This window comes from Pelomonas sp. Root405 (assembly GCF_001425165.1).
GTDB lineage: Bacteria > Pseudomonadota > Gammaproteobacteria > Burkholderiales > Burkholderiaceae_C > Pelomonas.
Map to the genome: position 1 here is coordinate 211,336 of NZ_LMDU01000011.1, position 23,769 is coordinate 235,104.

Sequence of the window (23,769 nt, forward strand, 5' to 3'; positions counted from 1 at the left end):
CACCGCCGTCGCCTCGGGGGACCGACTGGGCTTGCCCGCGTACAGCGGCGCAAGACCAGGCGAGGGGTCAATAGATATCCACCTTCACCTTGTCCACCGTGTATTTGCCGCCGCTGTAGTAGCCCTTGCTGGTAGCGTCGCGCGTGAAGCGCAGGCGGATGACGGGCGAGCCGCTGGGGTAGGTCGGGCCGCTGCTGTAGACGGGCACCGGGGCCGTGCCGGTATTGATCGTCGGCGTCTGGTCCACCACGCGCGTCAGGGACTTGGACGTCTCCAGCGCGGCAAAGATGTCGGCCGAGTTGTAAGCACTGCCGTAGTAGTAGGCCGTGCCGATGGCGCTCTTGCTGCTGGTGACGACCTTGCTCGAATAGTTGTAGCGGTCGCCCGGCGTCAGCAGGCTCACGCGCAGCCCGTTGACCTTGTAGTAACTGCCGGTCTGCACGCTTGCCGCCGCCGTGTCGACGATCAGCAGCCGGTTGGCGCCATAGACGGTGGCCGTCTGTGACGAGGTGTCCACCAGCACGCCGGTGTTCTCGTCGACGCCGAAGCCCTGGGCCACGCTGAGGTCGCGCAGCGCGGCGGCCAGGCGGCCCAGGCGCCCGGAGCGGCTGTCGAAGTGGGTGTCGCTGAGGATGCCCGCGGGCAGAAAGCCCAGGCCCTTCATCGTCGCGCCGTTCTCCAGGTAGCGCAGCGCGCTGGTGCCGTCACGCGTGTCGCCCAGCGTCTGCCAGCCCGTGACGGCCGTGTCAGGCAGGTCCGCGCCGTAGTACAGGTAGCCATAGCTGACGCCACCGGCATGCATCTTCACGTTCAGCGCATGGTTGCCGGCCGAGTCGCCGGCGATGACGATGTTGCCGCTGCCGTTGTTCCAGCGCGCCCGCAGCGCAGCGGCCAGGCCGGAGTCGGCACCGCTGTCGGTCAGCAGCGTGCGGATGACCTTGGCCTGGTCGCCGCCGACGATCCAGACCGCGTCGGCCTGGTTGATGAGGGCGATGTTGGCCTGGCCCTGCGTGGTGCTGCTGCTGGCATGCACGCCGTAGTTGTCGACGTGGGCCGTGATGTGCTTCGGGCTGAAGCCGTGGGTCTGGAAGAGGTTGTAGTAGCCGCGCTTGACCGGTGACGAGCCACTGGCCGGGATGTCGTTGTTGAAGGCGTCAAGGCCGACGGCATAGGTCTCCTTGGACGCCGTGATGACGGCGATGCGCGGGCACACGGTGGTGGCCCAGTTGCTGCCGCAGTTGTTGGTGCTGCTGATGTTGGGCGTGTAGCTGCTGTCGCGGCCCGTGGCCTTGCGCAGACCGTTGACGAAGAGGTCGGTGTTGACGTCGTCATAGGCGCCGCCGGACAGGAAGATCTTGCCGGCCAAGGCCGGTGCGCTGGCCAGGCCCAGCAGCAGGGCCCCAACGAGGGCGGTGATGTTCTTTCTCATGACACTCCAGGCGAGAAGGGCGGCGCCGGGATGGCGGCCTCGACCCTGGATGCACGGTAGTGACGGCTTTGGGCGCTGGGTAGCAGGCGACTTGCAGCGGCGCGACATGGATTTGCGTCGCCGTGCCGCACCCGGGAATGTCCCGGGCGGGTTGTCACGGAGCCGGGCCGGCTGAGGCAAGCCGGCTCGCCGTCACCAGCGCGGCGGCAGTTTCCTGAGCAGCACGATGCGCTCTCGCGACACCTCGATATAGCCGCCGCGCGCCAGGTCCTGCAGCAGCCGGTTGACCATGGCCTTCGACGCACCAAGCCGCTCAGCGATGCGCGTCTGGCTCAGCGGGCCCGGCACCATACGCTGGCCCCCGGTGTCGATGGCCAGCGCCTCAAACAGCCCCACCAGCCGCCCGTACACGTCGACGGAGGCCAGGCGGCCCACGGTGCGCGTGAGCGTGCGCACCCGCTCAACGAGGCGCTGAATGAGGTGATGGGCGAGATCGGGCCGCGACGCCAGCACGCGCTCCAGCTCGGCGCGCCCAACGCGTGTCAGCCTTGCCCTGGACGTCACCTCCACCGTGGCGGCACGCCGCTCCCCGCTGAGCATCAGCTCGCCGAAGAACTCGCCGGCGCCCAGTGTGTTCAGCTCCACCATGCGCCCGCCTTCGCCAGCCACCACTGCACGCAGTTCGCCGCTGTGCACGATGTACATGCAGTCCGCCACATCGCCCTCGTTGACGACCGCGGTGCCAGGCTCCCAGGTGCGCGTGTCGCCCAGCTTCGCCAGCTCGACCAGGATCTCGTCCGCTTGTTCCATCGCCGTTTCCCGCGTTCGTTGCTGAGCCCGAGGACCGCCAGGCGCCAGTCACTGTAACCACGCCATCAGCCGGCCCGCAGCGCATCGGGCGTTCACTATTGAACCGGTGCGCTCCACGGGGCGCTGGCGGCGCGACCATGCGATCACCGCTGCAAAAGGCGCCGCCGCCTCCCGGCGGGACCGCCTATCCAACGCACACGCCCAGGAGCCTCACCATGTCCAACGCCGCCTTCAAGTGGATCCCCGCTGCCCTGCTCGTGCTGGGCAGCCACGCGCCAAGCGCAATCGCGCAGTCGACGCCAGCAACCATCGAGCGTTCGCATGCGGACGCGCTGACCTCGTTCCGCCAGGCCCGCTTCCCCGAGGCCTACGGCCGGTTCATCGCGTTGGCAAACGCCGGGCACGCACCTTCTGCTGAACTGGCGCTGTGGATGTACCGGCACGGCACTTCGGTGTTCGCACGCGAATGGGACAGCACCCCGGAACAGTTGGCCGCCTGGACGCGGCTCGCCGGTCAGCCGGCGCCCGCGCTGGCGGCGCACGGTGACCGGCAGGACGCCGCACCGGTGGCCACGTGGACCCGCGGCAGCGCGCGATGACCGACGGTGTCGGTGTTGCGGGTCAGCGCGTGCTGTCGCGCCACGCGCCCGCCGCACCGCGCAGCCGTTGCGACAGGTGCAGGGCCACGTTGCGATGCAGCCGGATCGCAATGGCCGGATGGCTGCGGCCCATCTCGTCCAGGCTGTCCAGCGTCAACGCGTAGGCCAGCGTGGGCGCGTCGGCCACCGCCCCGGCGGTGCGGCCACCGCCGTCGAGCATCGCCGTCTCGCCGATCATCATGCCCGGCGACACGCTGAGGTAGCGCTGCGTGCGCCCATGTCGGTCAGGCTGGCTGACGGCGCTGACCGAACCCTTGCCGAGCACATACAGACGGTCGCCCGGGTCGCCCTCCCTGAACAGGGCTTCGCCCGCGGCCAAAGATCGGGGTTGCAGCTTGGCGATGACGACGGCCGCCTGGGCGCTGTCCAGCCCGGCCAGCAGTGCCGAGTCGGCCAGGGAAACCTCGGCCATCGCCAGAACGTCACCTTCATCCAGCAGGCGGTGCTCCGCCGCTTCTATGGCACGGTCGGCGTCCGGCCAGTGCAGAACATGGGGCGCGGCGAGCGAACGCGCGCCGAAGCTGTGCAGCGCGTGTGCCGCCGCCGACCCCAGCGCCAGCCCCGCCAGATCGACGCGGATCCCCCGCGCCTGCAGCCGTGCCACCACCTGCTGCAACGCCACGGCGCCGGACTCGTCGATGGCGCTCATGCGGCGCATGTCGATCACGAGGCTGCGGCATTCGGCATCCAGCGTGTCGGCTGCGTCGAGCAGCTGTTCACTGCTGCCGAAGAACAGCGCGCCGCCAAGCTCGAAGACGGTGATGCCGGCGCGCAGCGGCTGCAGCCGCGCCTCGACAGGCAGGGGGTAGATGCGGCGCGAGGGGCGTGCGGATGCGAGATAGCGGTCATGCAGCAGCGAGCGGTTCATGCGCGAGGCGAAGGCCACCAACGACAGCAGCACGCCCAGGCCGATGCCCGCGGCCATGCCCTGCCACAGGGTGGTGACGACCATGACGAACACTGCGCCGAGGCCCAGCGCGAGGTCGCGCGAATGGTCGCCGGCCCACCAGCGCGCCAGCAAGTGCCCGGTCCAGCGGTCGGCCAGGCCCAGCGCGACGATCAGCATTACCCCCGCCAGCACCGGCAGCGGCAGCCGCGCCAGCAAGGGGGCACCCAACAGGAACAGCAGCCCCAACACCGCCGCCCCCACCAGCACGGCGACACGCCCGCGGCCGCCGGCGCGCAGCGTGGCCTGGGCGCGCACGCGCGCGGCTGTGAGCGGCAAGCCACCGAGCAGGCCGCAAGCCATGTTGCTGAAGCCCAGGACGATCAGCTCGCGTCGGGGGTCATGCCTGGTGTTGAGTTGCTGGTCCACCGCGCGCACGCTCAGCGACGACTCCAGCGTGCTGATTGCGGCCAGCGCCAGCGCCGTCACGGTGACGGGTCCGGCGTGCGCCTGGAGCAGCGCCAAGCCGCCGCGCTCCAGCAGCGGCAGCAGCGCGGGCGGCCATGGCAGCGCCGACGGCAACGGGCCGACAAGGGCGCCGGCCGAGAGCGAGCCGGCGTGCGCAGGCCAAAACATCGGCACCAGCAGCGACCACAGCGCATGCACCGCCGCGCCGGCCACCAAGCCGAGCAGCGCCGCCGGCAGCCGCGGCCGGCGCCGGGCGGTCCACCAGATGCCGACAGCGGTGCCCAGGCCCAGGGTCAGCGCTACCGGGTTGCCGGCACCCAGCTGGCCCAGGCTCAAGCGGCTCCCCTGTGGCAGGTCGAGCAGCAGCGGCAGCTGCGCCAGCACCGTCAGCACCGACGCGCTGTTCATGAACCCGGCAAGCACGGGCTGGGGCACGACGCGCGCCAGCCGCGCCAGGCCGAGCAGTGCAAATCCGATCTGCACCACGCCGCTGAGCAGCAGCGCCATCCCGCACAAGGCGACGATGCCGTGAATGCCCGTGGGCGTGGCCGATGCCAGTCGGGGGTCGGCGACAAGCTGCGTGACCAGGGTGGCAAGGATCAAGGCCGTCGTTGAAGACGGGCCCGCTGTCGGCAGGCTGGTGCGGCTGAGCGCCGCATGGATGAGGCCGCCGAACCCAGCAGTGACCAGGACCGCGGGTAGGGCCACGCGGGCTGCATCCGCCCCGAGCGAAGCGAAGGCCAGCAAGCCCACGGTGAGCGCCACAGGCAGCGCGGCCAGCGCGCCGGTGCAGCCAGCGAGGGTTTCGCGTATCCAGCCGAGGTGGGTGCGGCGGTCGTCGCTGAGGTGCATCGGCTGCCGGCTCGTGAAGGTGGCTCAGTGTCTCCCATCGAGGCTATTCGGCGTGCAGTGTCGGGATCGATCTGCGCGCGCGGCCGCCGCGAACATGGCTTCACCGCCGCCGCCGCCGGCTGCTGCCTAGCCGCGGGACCGCGTGCGCTGCCGCATCGACATCGCTGCGGCGCTACTGCCCACCACGCGCTTGCCAACGCGCGGCGATGTCGCGATGGTGTGGGATGTTGGTCAGGAACATCTGCCGCAGCGCCACGTCCTTGATGGCGTCGGCCTGCGCCATCAACGTGCGGTGGGCGCGCTGCAGCCACTCAGCCGCGCGTGGGTCGCCTGCGGTCGCAAGCACCCGGTGGATGGTGAACTCGATCTTGCGCGGCCACTCCGCGCCAGGAAAGCTGCCGGCCGCGCTCGCAGGCGCAGCCGGTCCGCCGGACATGGCGGTCCCTTGCGCGACGGCCTCGTCGACGGGCTGCTCGGCGGGCGGCAGCAGCGGTTGCAACGCCCGCACTGCGCCACTGATGTCACCCTGCGCCAACAACAGGCTGGCCAACCCTGCACCTGCATCGAATCGCCAGCCTGAGTTGAGTTCCTCGGCCAGCGTGCGCGCCTCGGCATAGGCCGCCGCCGCCGCCGCAACCTGGCCGCCCGCTGTCAGAGCATCTGCCAGGCAAAACGATGCGAAGGCCACCCACTCCCGCGCCTGCACGGCCCTTGCTGTGTCCAAAGCGTTGCCCGCGTGGACCCGCGCGCGGTCGGCCTCGCCCTTCAACACCGCCAGGGCAGACAGGCCGCACAAGCGCGCGCACTCCAGCGCCCGGTCGCCGTTCTGGCGAACCATCTGCAATGACTCGTCCAGGTCGCGCTGGGCAGTAGACAAGTCGCCCAGCGGCAGAGACAGCAGTCCCACGTTGCCGAGCTGGATGGCCTCATTGCGCCGATCACCTGCTTGACGGGATATCGCCAGGCTTTCACGGAACATGCCGAGGGCACCCACACGGTCATCACAACGCTCGGCCAGGATCCCCAGGCTGTTGAGGCAGAGGATCTGCGCCTTGGGCAGCCCGCGCTCGCATGCCTCGCTCAACGCTTGTTGCAGGACAAGTCGCGCCTCGTCCCAGCGTCCCTGGCTCATCACGGCGTGGCCCACCCATCTCAAGCTCATCAGCCGTATCTCGTGAAGTTCATCGTTGACGCCAGCCGGCGCCAGGCTGAGGGCCCACTTTGCCAGCACCTTGTCCGCAAGCGCCACGGCGCGCCGCGCCGCGCGCTCGCAGTCGGCATGCGCCGCGATGCGCCTGAGATGGGTGGCGCGGCGGCAGGCGGTATAGGCGCGCCGGGCATCGTCGTCCAGCGAGTCGGCAATGCCGTCCATCGCGTCGATGTCCGCCGCCTGCTTGTCACGTTCGCCCTGAATCTCCCAGGTTCGCTCGCGCACGCAAATCAGCCGCCAACGCAGCGCAGCCTGGTGGGCGCTGGCCCCTGCGGCGTCTATCGAAGCCAAGGCTTGCTTCACATGAGCCAGGGCTGACGCGTGCGCCAGCCGGTCGGCCGCATATTCAGCGGCGCGGGCATGGAATTCAGCCGCGTTGCCCGCATCGCCGGCGTCGGCGAAATGCTTGGCTGTCAGTCCAAGGAACTCGCCGGCACGGGCACTGTCGCCCTGGCTTTGCGCCGCCAGCCAGTGAGCCAGCTTGGCGTGCAGCATCGAGCGCTGACGCTTGAGCACGGTGCCATACGTCACCTGGTGCAACAGGGCATGCTTGAAGGCGTATTCGCGCAGGTCGTCGGGCTCGCTGTCGAGGCGCGGCAGCGCCAGTTCACGCTGCACCAAGCGCGGCAGCCTCGCCTCGTTGTCGGCATCCAGCGCCGCCAGCGCCCGAACCCAGAACACCTGGCCGATGACGCTGGCTTCCTGCAGCGTCAGCCGCTCGTCCGCGGGCAGGCCGTCAAGCCGCGCCTGCAGCACGCCCGTGAGCGTGGACGGCACCTTGGTCGCCAGCAGCCGGTCGGCCCGCAGCTGCCAGGGGGCACCCGAGGCGTCGATGGCGCCCTGGTCGATCAGCATGAGCACCAGCTCTTCCATGTAGAAGGGGTTGCCTTCGGCGCCGCCCATGACGACTTCCCGCAGTGCGTCCGGGACCTCGGGCAGCTTCTTCAACAGCTCGTTGACCAGCTTGCGGCTGTCCGCCTTGCCCAGCGGATGCAGGTCGATGCGTGTGTGGGCTTGCCCGCCGCTCAGCCAGTCGGCGCGTCGCTCCAGCAGCGTGGGCCGGCTGAAGGCCAGCAGCAGTAGCGGCATGTCGGCATTGACCTGGGCCAGATCGCTCAGGAAGTCCAGGGTTTCATCGTCGGCCCAGTGCAAGTCCTCCAGCTGCAGAATGACGGGCAAGCCCTTCTGGCCACTCACGCGGCGGAACATCTGCGCCGCCGCATGCAGGGCGCGGCTGCGGATCTGGTTGGGGTCGTCGAGGATGCCGCGTAGGTGCGCGCTGTCCTTCCAGTCCAGCCCGATCAGGTGGCCCAGCAGGTGGGCATGGGCTTGCGCGTGTTCGGGCTCATCGGCAAAGAGGGGCATCAGGCCGCGCTCGATCTTGGCCTTGGCTTCGTCCAGCGTGTCCTCGTCGCTCAATTGGAGTCGCCAGGCGACGATGTCGCGGAGCAGGCCGAAGGGCTGGCCCTGCGTCTGCGGGGTGGCGCGGCCGCGGAAGAGGTAGACGGTCTCCGGCCGGTCTTCCGTCCAGGCCTGGAATTCGTCGAGCAGGCGGCTCTTGCCGATGCCTGCCTCGGCCACCACCAGAACGACGCGCAGGCGGGGCTGGGAAAACAGGTCTTTGAAGATGGCCTGCAGCGCCTCGAATTCGGCATCGCGGCCGATCATCCGCGTGGCCACGCCCTCGATGCCGCGCTTGGCGATCCGGAAGGACCTCGGCTTGGCCTTGCGTACCAAATAACTCGTGATGGGCTGGTCGACGCCCTTGACCTGCAGCGATTCGGGCGACGACACCTCGAACAGGCCACGGATGTGCGAATAGGTGTCATGGCTGATGCGCAGCGCCCCCGCTGCAGCGGTCTGCTCCATGCGCGCAGCGATGTTGACAGTCAGGCCGCGAACGGCGTTCTCGTCACCGTCACCGCCGCCGCCGCCGCCAAGCAGCACGCCGCCCGTGTGGATGCCCACGCGCACATGGCAGCCCGCCAGGCCATGGGTGGCGAGCACTTCGGCAGCGAGCGCCCGCCCGAGGTCGAGCAGGCCCAGGCCGCAACGCACGGCGCGCTCCGCGTCGTCCTCGGCAGCCTCTTGAACGCCGAAGACGGCCAGCATGCTGTCGCCGGCGTACTGCACGACGCGGCCGCCATGGGCCTGCACGGTGGCGGTACCGCGCCGCAGAAAGCCGTCCATGACGGCGCTGGTCTCCTCAGGGTCCAGTTGCTGACTGAGCGTGGTGGAACCGACCACATCAACGAACAGGATGCTCACCTGCCTGAGCGCCTGCGGCGGCTGCACGGCCTTGGACGCGGGCGCTGCCGCGTCTGCCACCGCAGCCAGCTTGGCACGAAGCGCTCCGATGGACGCATCGACCACCGCATCGCCGAGCAATTCGCGCTGTGCCTGCAACGCATGGATCGCGGCCTGGAGTTGCTGTTGCTCGGTGGACATGAAGCGCAGGATAACCACGCCATGCGAGCAGAGAAGGCTTGCCGGCACGGCAATTGCCCGCTCGCCGGCTGCCAAGGAGATCGCCATGCCCCTGCAAGACAGCGCCGAATTGCAACAGCTGCGCACCCGGCTCGACGAGCGCGAGGCTGAGCTGCGCGCCGAGGTGGGCGCGCTGCGCGCCGAAGAAGCCGGCGACATGACCCGCACGCCGGGCGGCCCGGTGGAAGACAACGGCGAGCGCGGCGAGGAGGAGGCGCGCCACACGGTGCGCCATGCCGAGCAGGGCCGCGACACGCAGGAGCTGCGCGACATCGCCGCCGCCCGCACGCGCATGGACGAAGGGCGCTATGGCGAATGCGTGGACTGCGGCTGCGACATCCCGCTGCCGCGCCTGCAGGCCCAGCCCACCGCGGCGCGCTGCGTCGCCTGCCAGGAACGCGCGGAGCAGCCGGCGTAGACGGCCGATTCTGCAAAGACTGCCGGCACGGCGATTGCCGCCGCCATGTCCCCGCAAAAAAGGAGCACGCCATGGCCCACCCCGACCCGCAACGACAAGGCAGCGAGAAAGACCAACGCCGCCACGCCGGCAACGCGACCGAGCCGACCGACATCGGCATGCAGGACAAGTCGCAAGGCAAGCACGGCACCGCGACCGCCGCGCGCAAGAAGGACGACCCGTCCCGCGCGCCGGAGAGCGGCGACAAGCCCGAAGCCGACCGCAGCTGACACCTGCGTAGGCGCCGCGCCTGGCGCGCAGGCGCGGCCTGCGCCTTAACTTTCGCCTCACCTTCGCCTCATCGAGCCCTCACCCTGGCTGCCTAGAGTGGCTGGCATCGGCTGCGCCGCAGCCTGCCTGAGGAGAACTCGATGACCCGAACTGCCAAGACCGCATTGACCGCCACGGCCGCCGCCCTGCTGGCCGCCGGCGTGACCATCACCACGGGCGCCTCGGGTTGGGCCCTGCCCGCCTGGTTGCAGGACAAGGCGCCCAGCAGCGCACCCGCAACGGGCGGCGCCCCGCCCAGCCCGACGCCGACGCCGACGCCTGTGGCCGCAGCGGCCGCTGCCGTCGCAGCGCAACCCGCCGTCGCGCTGCCCCCGGCCCAGCTGCCCAACTACCGCGCCATCGTGCAAACCCAAGGCCCGGCCGTCGTCGGCATCAATGTCGCCGGCCTGCACAAGGCCAGCGCCGAGGAGAACGCCGAGATGCAGGGGTTGGAGAACGACCCCTTCTTCCGCTTCTTCCGCGGCGTGCCAGGCATGCGCATGCAGCCGCGCGGGCCCCAGCCCTTTCGCGGCCAGGGCTCGGGTTTCATCATCAGCAGCGATGGCCTGGTGCTGACCAACGCCCACGTCGTGCGCGACGCCAAGCAGGTCACCGTCAAGCTCAGCGACCGCCGCGAGTTCCAGGCCCAGGTGCTGGGCAGCGACCCGGCCACCGACATCGCCGTGCTCAAGCTCGACGCCAACGGCCTGCCGACGGTTCAGTTGGGCGACCCGCGCCAGGTGCAGGTCGGCGACTATGTGCTGGCCATCGGCGCGCCCTATGGCTTCGAGCAGACAGCCACGCAGGGCATCGTCAGCGCCAAGGGCCGCTCGCTGCCGGGCGACAGCGTGGTGCCCTTCATCCAGACCGATGCGGCCGTCAACCCTGGCAACTCGGGCGGCCCGCTGTTCGACGCCTCGGGCCGCGTCGTCGGCGTGAACGCGCAGATCTTTTCGCAGAGCGGCGGCTTCCAGGGACTCGCCTTCTCCATCCCCATCGACGTGGCGCTGAAGATCAAGGACCAGCTTGTCGCCCACGGCAAGGTCGAGCACGCGCGCCTGGGCGTCACGCTGCAGGACCTGTCGGCGCCGCTGGCCGCGTCGTTCGGCCTGAACGCGCCCGACGGCGCGCTGGTGTCGAGCGTGCAGCCGAGCAGCGCCGCCGCCAAGGCCGGGCTGAAGGCGGGCGACGTCATCACGGCGGTCGACGGGGAGCCGGTGCGCGTGGCGGGCGATGTGTCCAGCCGCGTCGGCCTGGCGCAACCGGGCGACAAGCTCAAGCTGGAAATCTGGCGCGACAAGGCCCGCGTCAGCGAAACCGTCGCCCTTGGCCGCGCCGACAAGGATGTGCAGGATGCCAGCGCCGCGCCCCAAGGCGGCCAGCTGGGCCTGGCGCTGCGGCCACTGGAACGCCAGGAGCTGCGCGGCTCGGGGCTGGACCACGGCCTGCTGATCGAGCGCGTGACCGGCCCGGCGCAGCTGGCCGGCGTGCAGCCCGGCGACGTGCTGCTGGCGCTGAACGGCAAGCCGGTGCAGGACATCGACGCGGTGCGCGCGGCGATGAAGGACGCGCCGAAGCAGGTGGCGCTGCTGGTGTCGCGCGGCGGCCAGCAGATCTTTGTCCCGGTGCGGCTGGGTTGATGACCTAACGGCGCGACAAAGCGCCAGCAGAATGGCGGGCCCATCACGGCCCGCCATTTTTTCATGTCACCGCTGCCTGCCTCCCGTGTCATCGACGTCGATGGCCGCGCCGTCGAAGTGCTGGTGGCCGGCCAGGGCGGGCCCATCGCGGTGCTGATCAACGGCTCGGGCGGGCCGCTGGCGGGCTGGATGCGCGTGTTTGCTGACCTTTCGGCGCAAACGACCACGCTGGCCTACAACCGCCCCGGCGTGGGCCGCAGCGCCGCGCCCGCCGAGCCACAGACGGCCGGCGCGATGACGGCGGACCTGCACCGCCTGCTGGCGGTGCTGGATTTGCCGCCGCCGTATGTCCTGGTCGGCCATTCCTTCGGCGGCCTGATCGCCAACCTGTTCGCGCGCCGGCATCCGGGCGAGGTCGCCGGGGTCGTGCTGCTGGAGGCGTCGGCACCCGAGGACCTGACGGCGCTGAAGGCGCATGAGAACGCGCTGCAGCAGGGGCTGGCCTGGCTGATGAACCGCGTCGCGCCGCTGCACCCGCACCACGAGACGCGCCAGACCGAGCGCTCCGCCGCCGAGCTGGCCGCGGCGCCGCCCTTCCCCGCCGTGCCGCTGCGCGTGATCACCGGCAGCAAGCCGGCAATGCGCTGGGCCACCAAGCCGCAGCTGTTGGCCGCGCGGGCGGCCCATCAGCGCGGGCTGGTGTCAATGTCGCCGCTGGGGCGCCATGTCGCGGCCGACCGCAGCGGACACTTCCCGCAATTCAGCGAACCGGCGCTCGTCGTGGCGACGGTGCGCGAACTGCTCGCCACGCGGGGCTGAGGCATGAAGCGCGCACGTTGGTTGCTCGCCGCCGTCCTCCTGCTGTCCCTGGCTGGCGCAGGGCATTGGCTGTCCGGCGAGCCCGCGCCAGCGCAGGCGCCGAGCGCTGCCCTGCCATTGCCGCTGCCTTGGCCCACGCCGGCCAGCATGCCCGGCGCTTCCGCATCCGGCATCGCCGCTGCGCCGCCCCAAGCGCAGCCCAAGGCGACGCAGCCGGTCGCGACGGCACCGCGCATTGGCTCGGAAGGTTATGGCGCTCACATCGAGCGCGCCCACGCCGGCAACGACCCGGCAGCGGCCTGGGCGGCGGTGAAATGGCTGGGCGACTGCGCCACCACCGAGCACCGCCGCCACAGCTTCGAGCAAGCGCGCAACGGGGGCGTGGCGCCGGAGATGATGACCCAGTTGATGCAGGAGGCAGATGCCGAAGCCCGGCGCTGCCAGACCGTCACGGCCCAGCACCGCGCGCTGCTGCCCGAGCTGGCGCTGCGGGCCATGCGCGGCGGCGTGCCCGAGGCGGCGTCGGTCTACGCGGGCGCCGTGCAGCCCGACGCGCTGGCACCGGCGCTGCGCCAGGAAGTCACCGCCGCCATGAGGCGCGACGCGCTGGCCGGCCACCCCGGCAGCCTGTCGGGCGCCGTCGTGACCTCCGAGGCCTGGGGCCTGAGCGAGACCGAGAAGCTGGCCTTCCTGTTCGCCCATGGCCAGATGGCCGGCACCCATGGCCCGGCGGTCGCCGCGAACTTGGTCCAGCAGCGCAGCTTGCGTTTCAAGGTGCCGCCGACGCCGGAACAGCTCGCTGCTGCCAAGCTCGCCGGCCAGCAGATCGTCGACCGGGCGCAGGCGAAGCCCTGATCAGGGCATGCCGTTGTCGACAAACTCGGCAAAGCCGGGCCGCGCGCCCAGGCGCTGCATCCAGGCCTCGACGGCCGGCAGGTCGACGCGCGTGATCGGCGCGTTCTTCCAGCGCTGGGCCGACAGGCCGAGCACGACGTCGGCCAGCGTGAAGTCGTCGCCGGTCACATGCGCACCGGTCTGCGCCAGTTGCGCGTCCAGCATGCCCATGTGGCGGTTCCAGTTCGCCACGCCGGCCTCGATGGCGTCGGGCGTGGCCGGCTGGCCGCGCACCAGGGCCATGAAGGCCACGCGCCAGCTGTTGTTCAGCTCGCCGGCCTGCCAGTCCATCCATTGCTCGACCTTGGCGCGCGCCTGCGCCTCGGTGGGCAGCAGCGTGGTGGCGTAGCGCTGTGTGGCCAGGTAGCGGCAGATGGTGTTGCTCTCCCACAGCGCGAAGTCGCCGTCGATGAGGACGGGGATCAGGCCGTTGGGGTTCATCGCCAGGTAGCCCGCTTCCTGCGGAGACCGGAAGCCGGCGCCCCAGTCCTCCCGGTCGAGCGGCAGGTCGAGTTGTGCGGCGGTCCACATGACCTTGCGGACGTTGATGGAGGTGAGGCGGCCGAGGAGTTTCATGGCCGCAGTGTGTCAGCTGGAACGCTTCAGCCACATCCCGAACAGCAGTCCGGTGACATACATGCTGACCGAGTACAAGGCCGCCGGCAGCGCGACCGGGAACTGCTGCAGCACCCCCAGCGCCAGGTAAAGCGCCAGCGTCGAGTTGTGGATGCCCACCTCGAACCCGATGGCGATGCACAGCGGCCGCGGCAGCCGTACCAGGCGGCCCAGGCCGTAGCCGGCGCCCAGGCTCAGCAGGTTGAAGGCCAGCACCGCGCCGCCCAGCTCGCCGGCGGCGCCCATCAGCGCCTGCCGCTCCTTGGCGATGGCGAGCACCGTCAGCACCACCAGCAGCACGGCGGACAGCGCCTTGACCGGTTTGTCGAGCCGCGCCGCCAGCGCGGGCCGCGAGCGCCGCACGGCCATGCCGGCCAGCACCGGCACGGCGATGACGCCGATGACCTCGGCCAGCTTCTGCCACGGCAGCGGCACGACCTGCCCCCCGCCGGCGTAGTGCGCAATCGCCCAGTTGGCGATCAGCGGCAGCGTGACCAGTGACAGCAGGGTGTTGAGCGCCGTCAGCGACAGGTTCATGGCCACATGACCGCCGAACAGATGGCTGAACAGGTTGGCCGTGATGCCGCCGGGCGAGGCGGCCAGCAGCATCAGGCCGACGGCGTACAGCGGCGGCAACTTGAAGGCGGCGATGACGGCGATGCAGGCCAGCGGCAGCACGACGACCTGCAGGGCCAGCGCCAGCACGGCCGCCAGCGGGTGCTCGCGCAGGCGGCGGAAGTCGTCCAGCGTCAGCGACAGGCCCAGGCCCGCCATGACGACGGCGAGGACGGCGAGCAGGGCGTTGGTGAGGATGGCAGTGGTCATGTCAGTTCCTTCTTGCGGGCCGAGCGCCGGGCCGCTCCCAAGCCGGGCCGGGCGGACGAGGGGTCAATCGCGGTGGTTGCTGCCAACGCGGTCCAGCTTGCGCAGCAGCGCCGGCCAGACGAAGGCGCCACCGAGGCCGCCCGTCTGCACCCGCATGGCTTCTGCGGTGCCGCGCAGGATGGCGGGGTCCACCGGCGTCAGCGCCCCGCCGCCGCTCTGCGCGGCGAGCTGGATGCGGCAGGTTGCCTCGAAGGTGTGCATGGCCAGGAAGGCGTCGGCCACCGACGCGCCGACCGTCAGCAGGCCGTGGTTCTTCAGCAGCAGGAAGGTGTTGCTGCCGAGGTCGGCCTGCAGGCGCGGGCCCTCGTCGGGGCGGAAGGCCACACCCTCGTACACATGGCTGCCCAACGAGGCCAGCACGAAGGTCGACTGCTGCGAGATGGGCAGCACGCCGCCCGCCTGCGCGCTGACGGCCACGCCGGCGGTGGTGTGGGTGTGCAGCACGCATTGCACGTCGTGTCGCGCCGCATGCACGGCGCTGTGGATGACGAAGCCCGCCGGGTTGACCGGGTGGGGCGTGTCGATGAGCTTGCGGCATTGCGCGTCGACCTTGACCAGGTTGCTGGCCGTGATCTCGTCGAACATCAGGCCGTAGGGGTTGATCAGGAAGTGGTGCTCGGGGCCGGGCACGCGCGCGCTGATGTGGGTGAAGACGAGGTCGTCCCAGCCCATCAGCGCCACCAGGCGGTAGCAGGCGGCGAGGTCCTGGCGCAGCGCCCATTCGTCGGCGGATACCTGGTCGCGCACGGCATGGCTCATTCGTGTCTCCTGTTGTGGTGGCGCGATTTGGGCATGCCTGGGGCGTCTGCACTGTCTGAAACCGGACAAATCAGGGGATGTCCCAGTGCGTGCCAGGGGCAGCCAGCAATCGCAATGCCGTCCCTAACTGGACCGCCAGGCAGCTCGATGAGGCCTCGTCCTACGCAGCGGCGAGAAGCGAAAGTTCATCGTGACCGGGTGTGCTGACAACCGCCGAGGAGCTTTGCATGAACACCACCGCCCGCCCGCTCGCCGTCGTCACCGGCGCGTCCTCCGGCATCGGCCGGGAACTTGCGCGCCTCTGCGCTGAAGACGGCCACGACCTGGTCATCGCCGCCGACGAGGGGCCGCTGGACGAAGTGGCGCAAAAGCTGCGCGCCCAGGGTGCCGACGTGACGGTCGTCAAGGCCGACCTGGCCACCGCGGACGGCGTGCGCCTGCTGCTGCAGGCCATCGCCGGCCGGCCCGTCGCGGCGCTGCTGGCCAACGCCGGGCACGGTCTGGGCCGCGGCTTCCTGGACCAGGACTTTGCCGACGTGCGCCATGTCATCGACACCAACATCACTGGCACGCTCGACTTGATCCAGCAGGTGGGGCGCGACATGCGCACCCGCGGCCATGGCCGCATCCTCGTGACGGGCTCCATCGCCGGCCTGCTGCCCGGCTCGTTCCAGGCCGTCTACAACGCCAGCAAGTCCTTCATCGACTCCTTCTGCTACGCGCTGCGCGACGAGCTCAAGGACACCGGCATCACGGTGACGTGCCTGATGCCGGGACCGACCGACACGCACTTCTTCGCACGCGCCGACATGACGGACACCAAGGTCGGCACCGACGACAAGAAGGCCGACCCCGCGGACGTCGCCAAGGCCGGCTACGAGGCGATGAAGGACGGCGAGAGCGACGTGGTGGCCGGCTGGAAGAACAAGCTGCAGGCCATCCTGGCGAATGTGACGCCGGCCGAGCTGCTGGCCGCCCAGCACCGCCGGATGGCCGAGCCTGGCACGGCGAAAAGCTAAGCGCTTAACTCCACGGTCCAACGACCGGCATCATCACAGGCCAGCCGCACCAGGCCCGGCCCGGGGACGCCGCCCACGCTGGCGTCGCTCAGCGCGGTCAGCTCACGCAGCAGCACGCTGACGCGCTGGTCCAGCCGCTTGGCCAGCCGCGTCAGCGCGACCGGTTGGCCGCCAGGCGCCAGCTCATGCAGCGTCTGCAGCAGCAGTTCGGTCGACATGCGGCGTCAGCACGACGGGAATGGACTTGCTGGTCGGCGTGCGCGCGCCGATGGAAAAGCTCTGCAGGGGCACCAGCGGGTTGGTCTCGGGGTAGTAGCTGGCCAGGCAACCGCGCGGGATGTCGTAGGCCACCAGCAGGAAGGCTTCGGCGCGGCGCTGCTGCACGTCGCCGCCGGCCTCGTCGATGTAGAGGCTGGTGATGTCCACCCAGTCGCCGGCTTTCAGGCCCAGATCGCGGATGTCGTCGGCATGGATGAAGACGACCCGGCGGTGGCCATGGACGCCACGGTATCGGTCGTCGTGGCCGTAGATGGTCGTGTTGTATTGGTCGTGCGAGCGCAGCGTCGTCAGCGTGAAAACGCGTTGGTCCAGGTGGCGCTCGGCCGCGCGGTCGACGGCCAGGTCGGTGGGCAGCGCATGCGTGCTGAACGCGGCACGGCCGCTGGCCGTGGCCCATTGGCGCTCGCTGGCGGTGTTGCGCAGACGAAAGCCGCCGGGGGTCCTGAGCTTGTCGTTGAAGCCGGCGAAGTCAGGCAGCACGGCCTCGATTTTGTCGCGGATGGCGGCGTAGTCCCCGGCCAGCTGCAGCCACGGCGTGCGACTGTGCGCGAGCGTGGCGGCCGCCATGCGGGCCACCAGCATGGGCTCGGACAGCAGGTGCTCGCTGGCCGGCGCATTCATGCCGGCGGACAGGTGCACCATGCTCATCGAGTCCTCCACGGTCACGGCCTGCGCGCCCGTCGCCTGCATGTCGATCTCGGTGCGGCCCAGCACCGGCAGCACCAGCGCCTGGCGGCCGTGCACGACATGGCTGCGGTTGAACTTGGTCGTGATGTGCACGGTCAGCTCACAGCGGCGCAGCGCGCGCCAGGTGGCGGCGGTGTCGGGGGTGGCCGCAGCGAAGTTGCCGCCCATCGCGATGAAGACCTTGCCACGCCCGTCCAGCATGGCCTGGATCGCGCCGACCGTGTCGAACCCCGGCTCGCGCGGCGGCTCGAAGCCGAAGACCTCGCCGAGCTTGTCCAGGAAAGCAGCAGCGGGCTTCTCGTAGATGCCCATCGTGCGGTCGCCCTGCACATTGCTGTGGCCGCGCACCGGGCAGGCACCCGCACCGGGCCGGCCCAGGTTGCCGCGCAGCAGCAGCAGGTTGACGATCATCTGGATGGTCGCCACCGAATGCCGGTGCTGGGTGATGCCCATGCCCCAGCAGACGATGGTGCGCTCGCTGGCCACGTAGAGATCGGCAGCCTGCTCGATCTGCTCGCGCGTCAGGCCCGAGGCTTCGACCAGCGGCGCCCAGGGCTGGGCCTCCAGCTCGGCGCTGAAATCGTCGAACCCAGTGGTGTGCTCGGCAATGAAGCCGCGGTCCAGCGCGCCCAGAGCCACGACATGCTTGCACATGCCCTTGAGCAGGGCAAAGTCGCCGCCGACCTTCAACTGGAAGTAGTGGCTGCTGATTGGCGAGTCGCTCAAGGTGGCCATCGCAAAAGCGTTCTGCGGGTCGGCAAAACGCTCCAGCCCGCGCTCGCGCAAAGGGTTGAAGCTGACGACGCGCGCGCCACGCTTGCGCGCCGCGCGCAGCTCGCCGAGCATGCGCGGGTGGTTGGTGCCGGGGTTCTGGCCGAACACGAAGATGGCATCGGCCAGCTCGAAATCCCCCAGCGTCACCGTGCCCTTGCCGACGCCGATCGTCGGCTTCATCGCCGAGCCGCTGGGCTCGTGGCACATGTTGGAGCAGTCGGGGAAATTGTTGGTGCCGTACTCGCGCACGAACAGCTGGTACAGGAACGCGGCCTCGTTGCTGGTGCGGCCCGATGTGTAAAAGATCGCTTCGTTCGGGCTGGGCAGCGCCTGCAGTTCACGGGCGATCAGCGCGAACGCCGCGTCCCAGGTGGTGCGGCGATAACGGTCCGTCTCGGCGTCATAGACCATGGGCTCGGTGAGGCGGCCGGTCGCTTCCAGCTCGTAGTCGGACGCCGCGGCCCACTCGCTCACGGTCTTCGCGCCGATGACCTCCGGCGTCGCGCGCCGCGCGGTCGCTTCCGCCGCCACGGCCTTGGCACCGTTCTCGCAAAACTCAAAGGTCGAGCGATGGTCACGGTCCGGCCAGGCACAACCCGGGCAGTCGAAGCCGTCGGTCTGGTTGGCGTGCAGCAGCGTCTTCGCACCCTTCACGGCCACGCCCTGCTCGTTCAGGTGCTTGGCGACGCTCTTCAACGCGCCCCAGCCCCCGGCGGGGCCGTCGTACAGCTCGATCTTCTTTGGCTCGCTCATGGCGAGGCAGCCTAGCATTACGTGCGATTGACTGCTGATAGCGGACTTCATCGAACCCAAGGACGCTGCCACCGTCCCACCGTGCCTGCCTCACAGCCAGTCCGCAGCACGCCGCCGCGTCGCTTGTCGATCAGCCGGTCGGTCCGTCTGTTGGCCGGGACCGCTGCGCCAACAGGCGCTTGCGCACCGCATGAATGTTGTTGCGCAGCGCGTAAAGCTCTTCGGCATAGGACAGCGGCACCGCAATGCGGTGGGTGACGCGGTCCAGCTCATCCAGCTCATCGAGCAAAGCGTCGCGCCCGCTAGCGCCGGTTTCAAGCTTTGCTTCCACCTCGCGCAGCCGCGCGTACCAGCGGAACACGCGCGAGCGCACGCGGAACGTGTAGAGCGGCGGCACCACGCGCGACAGCGGCAGCATCAGCACCAGCAAGCCGCCGACCACCAGCCACATGCGTTCCAGCAGATTGCCGGCCCAGAAAGGCAGGTAGCGCGCCCAGGCCGGCGGCGTGCCGTTGATCGCGCGGTCGCCCTCGGCGCTGACCGGCAGCTCGCTGGTGCGGGTGTTGGGGAAGTCGCGCGCGCCGTTGAACCAGCCGGCCTCGCCGTGCTGGCGCAGGGCCGCCTGCGCGAACAGCTGGCGCAGCGCGGGGTGCGTCTGCTCGCGCGCCAGCAGGGCGGTAGTGGTGGCGAGCAGCGGCACGTCGTTCGGCGGCAAGTCGGCCGCCAGGTCCACCACACCGCGCGGCAGGCTCACGGTGGACAGGAAGGGCAGGTGGCGCGAATAGGCCTCGTTCTGCTCAAAGGCCATCAACGCGATGGCCGGATCGCGCAGCAGCGTGCGGATCAGGCCGGCCTGCGGCGCCGAGATGAGCACCGCGGCGTCCAGCCGGCCCTGGCGCAGCGCCTCGCCCGCGGCGTCGGGCGCCAGATGGGACAGCTGCAGATCGGCCGGGTTCAGCTGGTTCAGCGCCAGCAGCTTCTCGACGATCTGCGGTACTCCGCTGCCGTCCTGGTCGACATTGACGCGCAGGCCGCGCAGCTGATCCAGCCGCTGCAGTTCGCCGCCGGGCTGGCGGCGCGCGATGGCCAGATCGCGGCGGTAGAAGACCCAGACCGGCTCGTAGAACAGGCTGCCCAGCGAGACGATGCCGGCCTCGGTGTCGGCCACCGGATCGGCCATGCCGCCGCGCACGAAGCCCACATCGGCCGTGCCCGCGCGCAGATGGGCCAGATCGTCCTGCGCGCCTTCCGTGGCGATCAGCGCCACACGGACGCGCTCGCGCGCCAGTGCCTTCGCATAGCCCTCGCCGAAGCTGGCGTAGGCGCTTCCGGCCGGGCCGGTGGCCAGCTTCACCTGGCGCGGCGGCTGCGGGTCCAGCCACCAGTAGGCCGCGACCAGCAGGCCCCCGCCGAGCAGCAGCAGCGGGCCCATCGAGACCATCAGGTCGCGCAGCGTCTCCAGCAGCAGTCGCAGGCTGCGGGTGGCATGCCATTGCTGAATCGGGGTCACGGCTTGCCGTCCTGAACGCGCAAGGGCTGGGCCCGCGTGTTGCGGGGACGCTGGCGCTCCTGAGCGCCAGCATGCGTGGTGGTCGCAGGGGTGAGGATGATCGTGATGCCGAGGCGTCGCACGGGCTGGGCCTTTGCCGATGGAGGACCGGCGGATCGTATGGGAGGCGCGCGGGCCGGACTGTGACGGCCGCTCTCGCTGAACAGCCGTCGTCGCAGCGCGTCCGATTCCACAAGCCCCGTGGGTTCAAGCGCAACGGACCGCCTGTATCGCTTGGACACAGCCCTGGCGGGCCGGGGCGTCCAGACTCGCAGTTAGCTCGCACTCGACGGAATTGCTCCGGCCTTCCCGAGTCTCAGATGTCCAACCGCTGCCCAACCGGAGAAACAACATGCCTAACGCGTCCAACGCCAAGCTGCGCGAAGTCAATGCTGATACGAAACAAGGGTCGTCGAACAAGGCGCCCGTGGTGCGCGCCATCGACGTCGGTTTCGGCCTCGTGAAACTGAGTGTGCGCAACGGCGCCGAACCGGCCTTCATCAACTTTCCGTCGATGGCGATCCCGGCCGACGCCAGCGCGGTGCGCACGCTGGGGACGCGCCGGCGCGACACTTTCGACGTGCCGGTGAACGATGCCAGCTACGAGGTGGGCCGCGACGTCGGCCTGGCGCAGGCCGGCGGCAGCTTCGGGCGCGACGTGACGGACGAGTTCTACCGCGGTGTCATCTATGAAGCCCTGACCAAAGGTGCGCTGCGTTACATGCTGGAAGCTGGCGACCCGGTGATTGATGTGCTCGTTCTCGGCTTGCCCGTCAACCAGTACAACGACAGCAAACGCCGCGACTACCTGCGTTCGCGCTACGAGGGCGACATCCCTGTCGGCGACGACAAGCACATCAAGGTCAGGAAGGTTCTGGTGCAGGCCCAGCCGATGGGCGGCTACGCCGCGCTGGACGCCCACCTGGACGAACTCAACGAGGTCATCGCCAGGACACCGGGGGCACTCAAGCCGCTGGCCAGCGGTGAAGCCCTGGACGATCTGTCGGTGCTGATGATTGACCCCGGCGAGCACACCCTGGACTGGCTGTTGATCCAGCAGGGCAGCATCAATCCGCGCGCCAGCGGCGCGGCGTCCGACGCCGGGCGCCACCGCGTCGTGCGCTCGGTGCTTGATTCGCTGGTGGCCGAGGTCGGCCGGCCGCTCGGCCCCGCGGTCATGCCGCGCATCAACGATGCGCTGCGCAGCGGCAGCCCGGTCAAGCTGGCCGGCGTGGCCCACGACCTGCAGCCCTTCGAGCCGGTCATCATGTCGGTGATCGAGGACTCGATCAACCGCATGATCGACGGCCTGCGCGACGCGCACGAAATCATCGATCTGATGGTGCTGGTGGGCGGCCATCCTGAGCGTTACCGCGACGTTCTCGTCAAGCGGTTTCCGGCGATACCGGTCTTCATCATGCCCGACCCCATGGCGGCCAATGTGCGCGGCTTTCAGATGATCGGCGAAGCCGTGTCGGAGGAACAAGCGACCAGTGCCTGACCTGCGCGCAGGGCAAGGAACCATGGCCGTTCTTCACCTGCAGTTCGACGTCGACAGCGAGGTCCATCCCGAACTGCACGCGATGCTCTCGTCCATCGGCAGCAGTCTGTCGCAGGCGGAGCGGCTGCGCCAGCTGGCGTCGACCGGGCTGGTGTGGGAGCGCTTGCGCCTGCAGGCCTATGACCGCATGGACGTGCCGGACCTGGGCACCGGATCGGCAGCCGCGCGCGAAAGCAGCGGCTCGGTGCCCGATCTGCTTGCGGCTGATTCGGTGCGGGCCGTGCTGCGGGACGATGCCAGGACGGCCCGGCGCGCCGACGCCGCGGACTTCGTCGATCTCAGCGATACGGTGGATCTGACGCATCTGGATATTCCCGGTCCTGACGACGGCGACGACGGCCGATCCGGAGACCACGTTGCAAGCCACGATGTCGTGAATGAGGAAAACATGGACGGCTTGGTGCAGATCGCAGCGGCACATTTGCAGCCCCGGGGCGACATGCCGGAGCTGCTGCCGCTGCACGAGATCCGCAGCGTCGTGCAAGAGCCGCCCGTGCTGACCGAAGTGATCGGTGCGGCGGAACTGCCCGACATTGGCGCCGTTGTCGCGCAGGGAAACGAAGCCCTGCCCGGCGCGGGACAAGCTGGCCGCGGCGGCACGATGCCCGGCGGATCCCAGATCCACGAACTCGCGCCCGCGCGCAAGACGGCCACGCGCTCGCGTTTGATGCGCATGAAGGAAAAGGGCCTGTTCAAGAATGAATGAGGGGCGTGGGCGGCTTGACTGACGCGTCGGTCAAGACGGTGCCGCCGCCTGTCGGCACCACGGCGTTGAGTCCCGGCTTGCCGCCATCGCCGATCGGGGGTGAGCCAAGGGAAATGCGCCTTCCGGCTGCAGCTCCTCGGCGACCAATCAGGGCTGGCATGCCGATTGCCCAATAAGTTTCCCTTACCTCTATCGGAGACTGGTCATGACGAAGCACCTTCTCGTTACGCTCGCCGTAACCGCGCTCGCAACGACTGCAACGGCCCAGACCGCCACGACACCCGTCGGGCGCGCGGCGAGCGCCGCAGTGACCCCCGGCGATCAAAACATGGGGCGCAATCCGGAGAACCGCACCGGTGGAATGATGGGCAGCGACACCAATGCCGACTCGGCCTCGACAAGCGCCGGCCGTGCCGCCAAGGCTGCCGTGACACCGGGCGACCAGGACATGGGCCGCAATCCGAACAACCGCACCGGCGGCCTGATGGGTGCCGACCGCACCGCGGCCGATGGCAACACGACCACCACGTCCAACGGGTCGAACTACGCCATGCGCGCGCCACGCACCGACCGCAACTGACCGCTGGGGCCGACGATGGGCTGACGCAAGACCGGACGGTCGGTAGGCAGTGCCGCAAGGCCTGCCGACTGTTCCGTGCGGTCGACGCCTCCATCGTCCAAACTCTTGCTGCTGATCGCTGCGACTGCCCGTGGCTGACCACCCAGCTCCCGGCGCGTCGTTTGCCGGCGTTCGCTCTGTCACTTTGGAGCCTCGGAAATGCAGCAAACCTCCCTCCAAAGTGACGACGCCGCCCACGGCGCCTCAGCCACGACCCCCATCACCGGCCATTGCCTCTGCGGCGCGGTCACCATCACCGTGGCCGGCCATCACGATCCCCGGATCGGCGCCTGCCACTGCCGGATGTGCCAGCGGTGGTCGGGCGGGTTGTTCCTGTGCTTCACGGCCGACGCGTCCGCCGTGACCGTCACAGGCCAGGTCACGCGCCATCGCTCCTCCAGCTTCGCGGAGCGGGCTTTCTGCCCTAGCTGTGGTTCGCATCTGTGGTTCAACGACGTGGACGCTGAAGGCAAGCCCGAGAGCTACGAGCTGATGCCGGGGCTTTTTGAGGCCGCCCATGATTGGCCGCTTCGGTCGGAAATCTATATCGACCGCGCCATGGCGGCCATCCACCTGTCGGGCGACCACCGCCGCAAGACGCGCGCGGAGTACGAGGCCGACAATCCGTTCATCCCGGGCGACTGACGCAGCCATCGCTGCACAACGCCCGGCGGCGCGTCGC

21 protein-coding genes are annotated in these 23,769 nt (G+C 69.8%); 11 read left to right on the top strand and 10 right to left on the bottom strand.

Annotation, left to right across the window (positions count from 1 at the left end):
• Nucleotides 1–67: 67 nt before the first annotated feature.
• A complete protein-coding gene (locus ASC81_RS10495) occupies nucleotides 68–1,429 on the bottom strand; it encodes a cyanophycinase (protein ID WP_056266266.1) in 1,362 nt (453 codons plus the stop codon).
• Between the two features lie 192 nt (nucleotides 1,430–1,621).
• Nucleotides 1,622–2,239, bottom strand: coding sequence for a Crp/Fnr family transcriptional regulator (locus ASC81_RS10500; RefSeq protein ID WP_056266269.1), 618 nt, complete (start codon nucleotides 2,237–2,239; stop codon nucleotides 1,622–1,624).
• A gap of 215 nt (nucleotides 2,240–2,454) precedes the next feature.
• Here ASC81_RS10500 and ASC81_RS10505 point away from each other — a divergent pair, with 215 nt between their 5' ends.
• On the top strand, nucleotides 2,455–2,838 hold the full coding sequence (locus ASC81_RS10505) for a hypothetical protein (RefSeq protein ID WP_056266272.1): 384 nt from the start codon (nucleotides 2,455–2,457) through the stop codon (nucleotides 2,836–2,838).
• 22 nt (nucleotides 2,839–2,860) lie between these two features.
• On the opposite strand, the gene ASC81_RS10510 is transcribed toward ASC81_RS10505, so the two are convergent.
• Both ASC81_RS10510 and ASC81_RS10515 read right to left on the bottom strand, forming a co-directional pair.
• Nucleotides 2,861–5,104 (bottom strand): SLC26A/SulP transporter family protein, encoded by a 2,244-nt coding sequence (locus ASC81_RS10510; RefSeq protein WP_056266275.1) that lies wholly within the window; start codon nucleotides 5,102–5,104, stop codon nucleotides 2,861–2,863.
• Between the two features lie 172 nt (nucleotides 5,105–5,276).
• On the bottom strand, nucleotides 5,277–8,762 hold the full coding sequence (locus ASC81_RS10515; protein WP_162245888.1) for an adenylate/guanylate cyclase domain-containing protein: 3,486 nt from the start codon (nucleotides 8,760–8,762) through the stop codon (nucleotides 5,277–5,279).
• An 85-nt stretch (nucleotides 8,763–8,847) separates the two neighbouring features.
• Between ASC81_RS10515 and ASC81_RS26980 the strand changes: the two genes are divergently transcribed.
• The 5 genes from ASC81_RS26980 to ASC81_RS10540 all read left to right on the top strand — a co-directional run bounded on the left by ASC81_RS26980 (nucleotide 8,848) and on the right by ASC81_RS10540 (nucleotide 12,842).
• Complete coding sequence (locus tag ASC81_RS26980; protein ID WP_056266279.1) at nucleotides 8,848–9,219, top strand: TraR/DksA family transcriptional regulator; 372 nt, start codon at nucleotides 8,848–8,850, stop codon at nucleotides 9,217–9,219.
• Nucleotides 9,220–9,290: 71 nt separating this feature from the next.
• A complete protein-coding gene (locus ASC81_RS10525; RefSeq protein ID WP_056266282.1) occupies nucleotides 9,291–9,488 on the top strand; it encodes a hypothetical protein in 198 nt (65 codons plus the stop codon).
• Nucleotides 9,489–9,629: 141 nt separating this feature from the next.
• Complete coding sequence (locus tag ASC81_RS10530; RefSeq protein ID WP_056266287.1) at nucleotides 9,630–11,168, top strand: Do family serine endopeptidase; 1,539 nt, start codon at nucleotides 9,630–9,632, stop codon at nucleotides 11,166–11,168.
• Nucleotides 11,169–11,231: 63 nt separating this feature from the next.
• On the top strand, nucleotides 11,232–11,987 hold the full coding sequence (locus tag ASC81_RS10535; protein WP_056266289.1) for an alpha/beta fold hydrolase: 756 nt from the start codon (nucleotides 11,232–11,234) through the stop codon (nucleotides 11,985–11,987).
• Between the two features lie 3 nt (nucleotides 11,988–11,990).
• Nucleotides 11,991–12,842, top strand: a complete 852-nt coding sequence (locus ASC81_RS10540; RefSeq protein WP_056266293.1) for a hypothetical protein — start codon at nucleotides 11,991–11,993, stop codon at nucleotides 12,840–12,842.
• Here ASC81_RS10540 and ASC81_RS10545 read toward each other — a convergent pair whose 3' ends face one another.
• The 3 genes from ASC81_RS10545 to ASC81_RS10555 all read right to left on the bottom strand — a co-directional run bounded on the left by ASC81_RS10545 (nucleotide 12,843) and on the right by ASC81_RS10555 (nucleotide 15,140).
• Nucleotides 12,843–13,457, bottom strand: coding sequence for a glutathione S-transferase family protein (locus ASC81_RS10545; RefSeq protein WP_056266295.1), 615 nt, complete (start codon nucleotides 13,455–13,457; stop codon nucleotides 12,843–12,845).
• Between the two features lie 12 nt (nucleotides 13,458–13,469).
• The gene (locus ASC81_RS10550; protein WP_056266299.1) at nucleotides 13,470–14,321 is read right to left on the bottom strand and encodes a bile acid:sodium symporter family protein; all 852 of its coding nucleotides are present in this window, start codon (nucleotides 14,319–14,321) and stop codon (nucleotides 13,470–13,472) included.
• Between the two features lie 63 nt (nucleotides 14,322–14,384).
• Nucleotides 14,385–15,140, bottom strand: a complete 756-nt coding sequence (locus ASC81_RS10555; RefSeq protein ID WP_056266301.1) for a class II aldolase/adducin family protein — start codon at nucleotides 15,138–15,140, stop codon at nucleotides 14,385–14,387.
• A gap of 227 nt (nucleotides 15,141–15,367) precedes the next feature.
• Here ASC81_RS10555 and ASC81_RS10560 point away from each other — a divergent pair, with 227 nt between their 5' ends.
• On the top strand, nucleotides 15,368–16,159 hold the full coding sequence (locus tag ASC81_RS10560; RefSeq protein ID WP_056267479.1) for an SDR family oxidoreductase: 792 nt from the start codon (nucleotides 15,368–15,370) through the stop codon (nucleotides 16,157–16,159).
• Here the strand turns inward: ASC81_RS10560 and ASC81_RS10565 are convergent.
• The 3 genes from ASC81_RS10565 to ASC81_RS10575 all read right to left on the bottom strand — a co-directional run bounded on the left by ASC81_RS10565 (nucleotide 16,156) and on the right by ASC81_RS10575 (nucleotide 20,093).
• The gene (locus ASC81_RS10565) at nucleotides 16,156–16,377 is read right to left on the bottom strand and encodes a hypothetical protein (protein ID WP_056266303.1); all 222 of its coding nucleotides are present in this window, start codon (nucleotides 16,375–16,377) and stop codon (nucleotides 16,156–16,158) included. The genes ASC81_RS10560 and ASC81_RS10565 overlap by 4 nt on opposite strands.
• Nucleotides 16,343–18,652: an FdhF/YdeP family oxidoreductase gene (locus ASC81_RS10570; RefSeq protein ID WP_056266307.1), complete on the bottom strand. Its 2,310-nt coding sequence runs from the start codon at nucleotides 18,650–18,652 to the stop codon at nucleotides 16,343–16,345. Before ASC81_RS10570 ends, ASC81_RS10565 begins: the two co-directional genes overlap by 35 nt.
• Nucleotides 18,653–18,782: 130 nt before the next feature.
• Complete coding sequence (locus ASC81_RS10575; protein WP_056267482.1) at nucleotides 18,783–20,093, bottom strand: TAXI family TRAP transporter solute-binding subunit; 1,311 nt, start codon at nucleotides 20,091–20,093, stop codon at nucleotides 18,783–18,785.
• Between the two features lie 460 nt (nucleotides 20,094–20,553).
• On the opposite strand from ASC81_RS10575, the gene ASC81_RS10580 reads away from it, so the two are divergent.
• The 4 genes from ASC81_RS10580 to ASC81_RS10595 all read left to right on the top strand — a co-directional run bounded on the left by ASC81_RS10580 (nucleotide 20,554) and on the right by ASC81_RS10595 (nucleotide 23,732).
• Nucleotides 20,554–21,702: a hypothetical protein gene (locus tag ASC81_RS10580; protein ID WP_056266309.1), complete on the top strand. Its 1,149-nt coding sequence runs from the start codon at nucleotides 20,554–20,556 to the stop codon at nucleotides 21,700–21,702.
• 22 nt (nucleotides 21,703–21,724) lie between these two features.
• Nucleotides 21,725–22,468 carry a hypothetical protein gene (locus tag ASC81_RS10585; RefSeq protein WP_056266312.1) on the top strand — a complete coding sequence of 248 codons (744 nt, stop codon included), beginning with the start codon at nucleotides 21,725–21,727 and terminating at the stop codon, nucleotides 22,466–22,468.
• 205 nt (nucleotides 22,469–22,673) lie between these two features.
• A complete protein-coding gene (locus ASC81_RS26985; RefSeq protein WP_156391993.1) occupies nucleotides 22,674–23,048 on the top strand; it encodes a hypothetical protein in 375 nt (124 codons plus the stop codon).
• A gap of 198 nt (nucleotides 23,049–23,246) precedes the next feature.
• The gene (locus ASC81_RS10595; RefSeq protein ID WP_056266318.1) at nucleotides 23,247–23,732 is read left to right on the top strand and encodes a GFA family protein; all 486 of its coding nucleotides are present in this window, start codon (nucleotides 23,247–23,249) and stop codon (nucleotides 23,730–23,732) included.
• Nucleotides 23,733–23,769 lie beyond the last annotated feature (37 nt).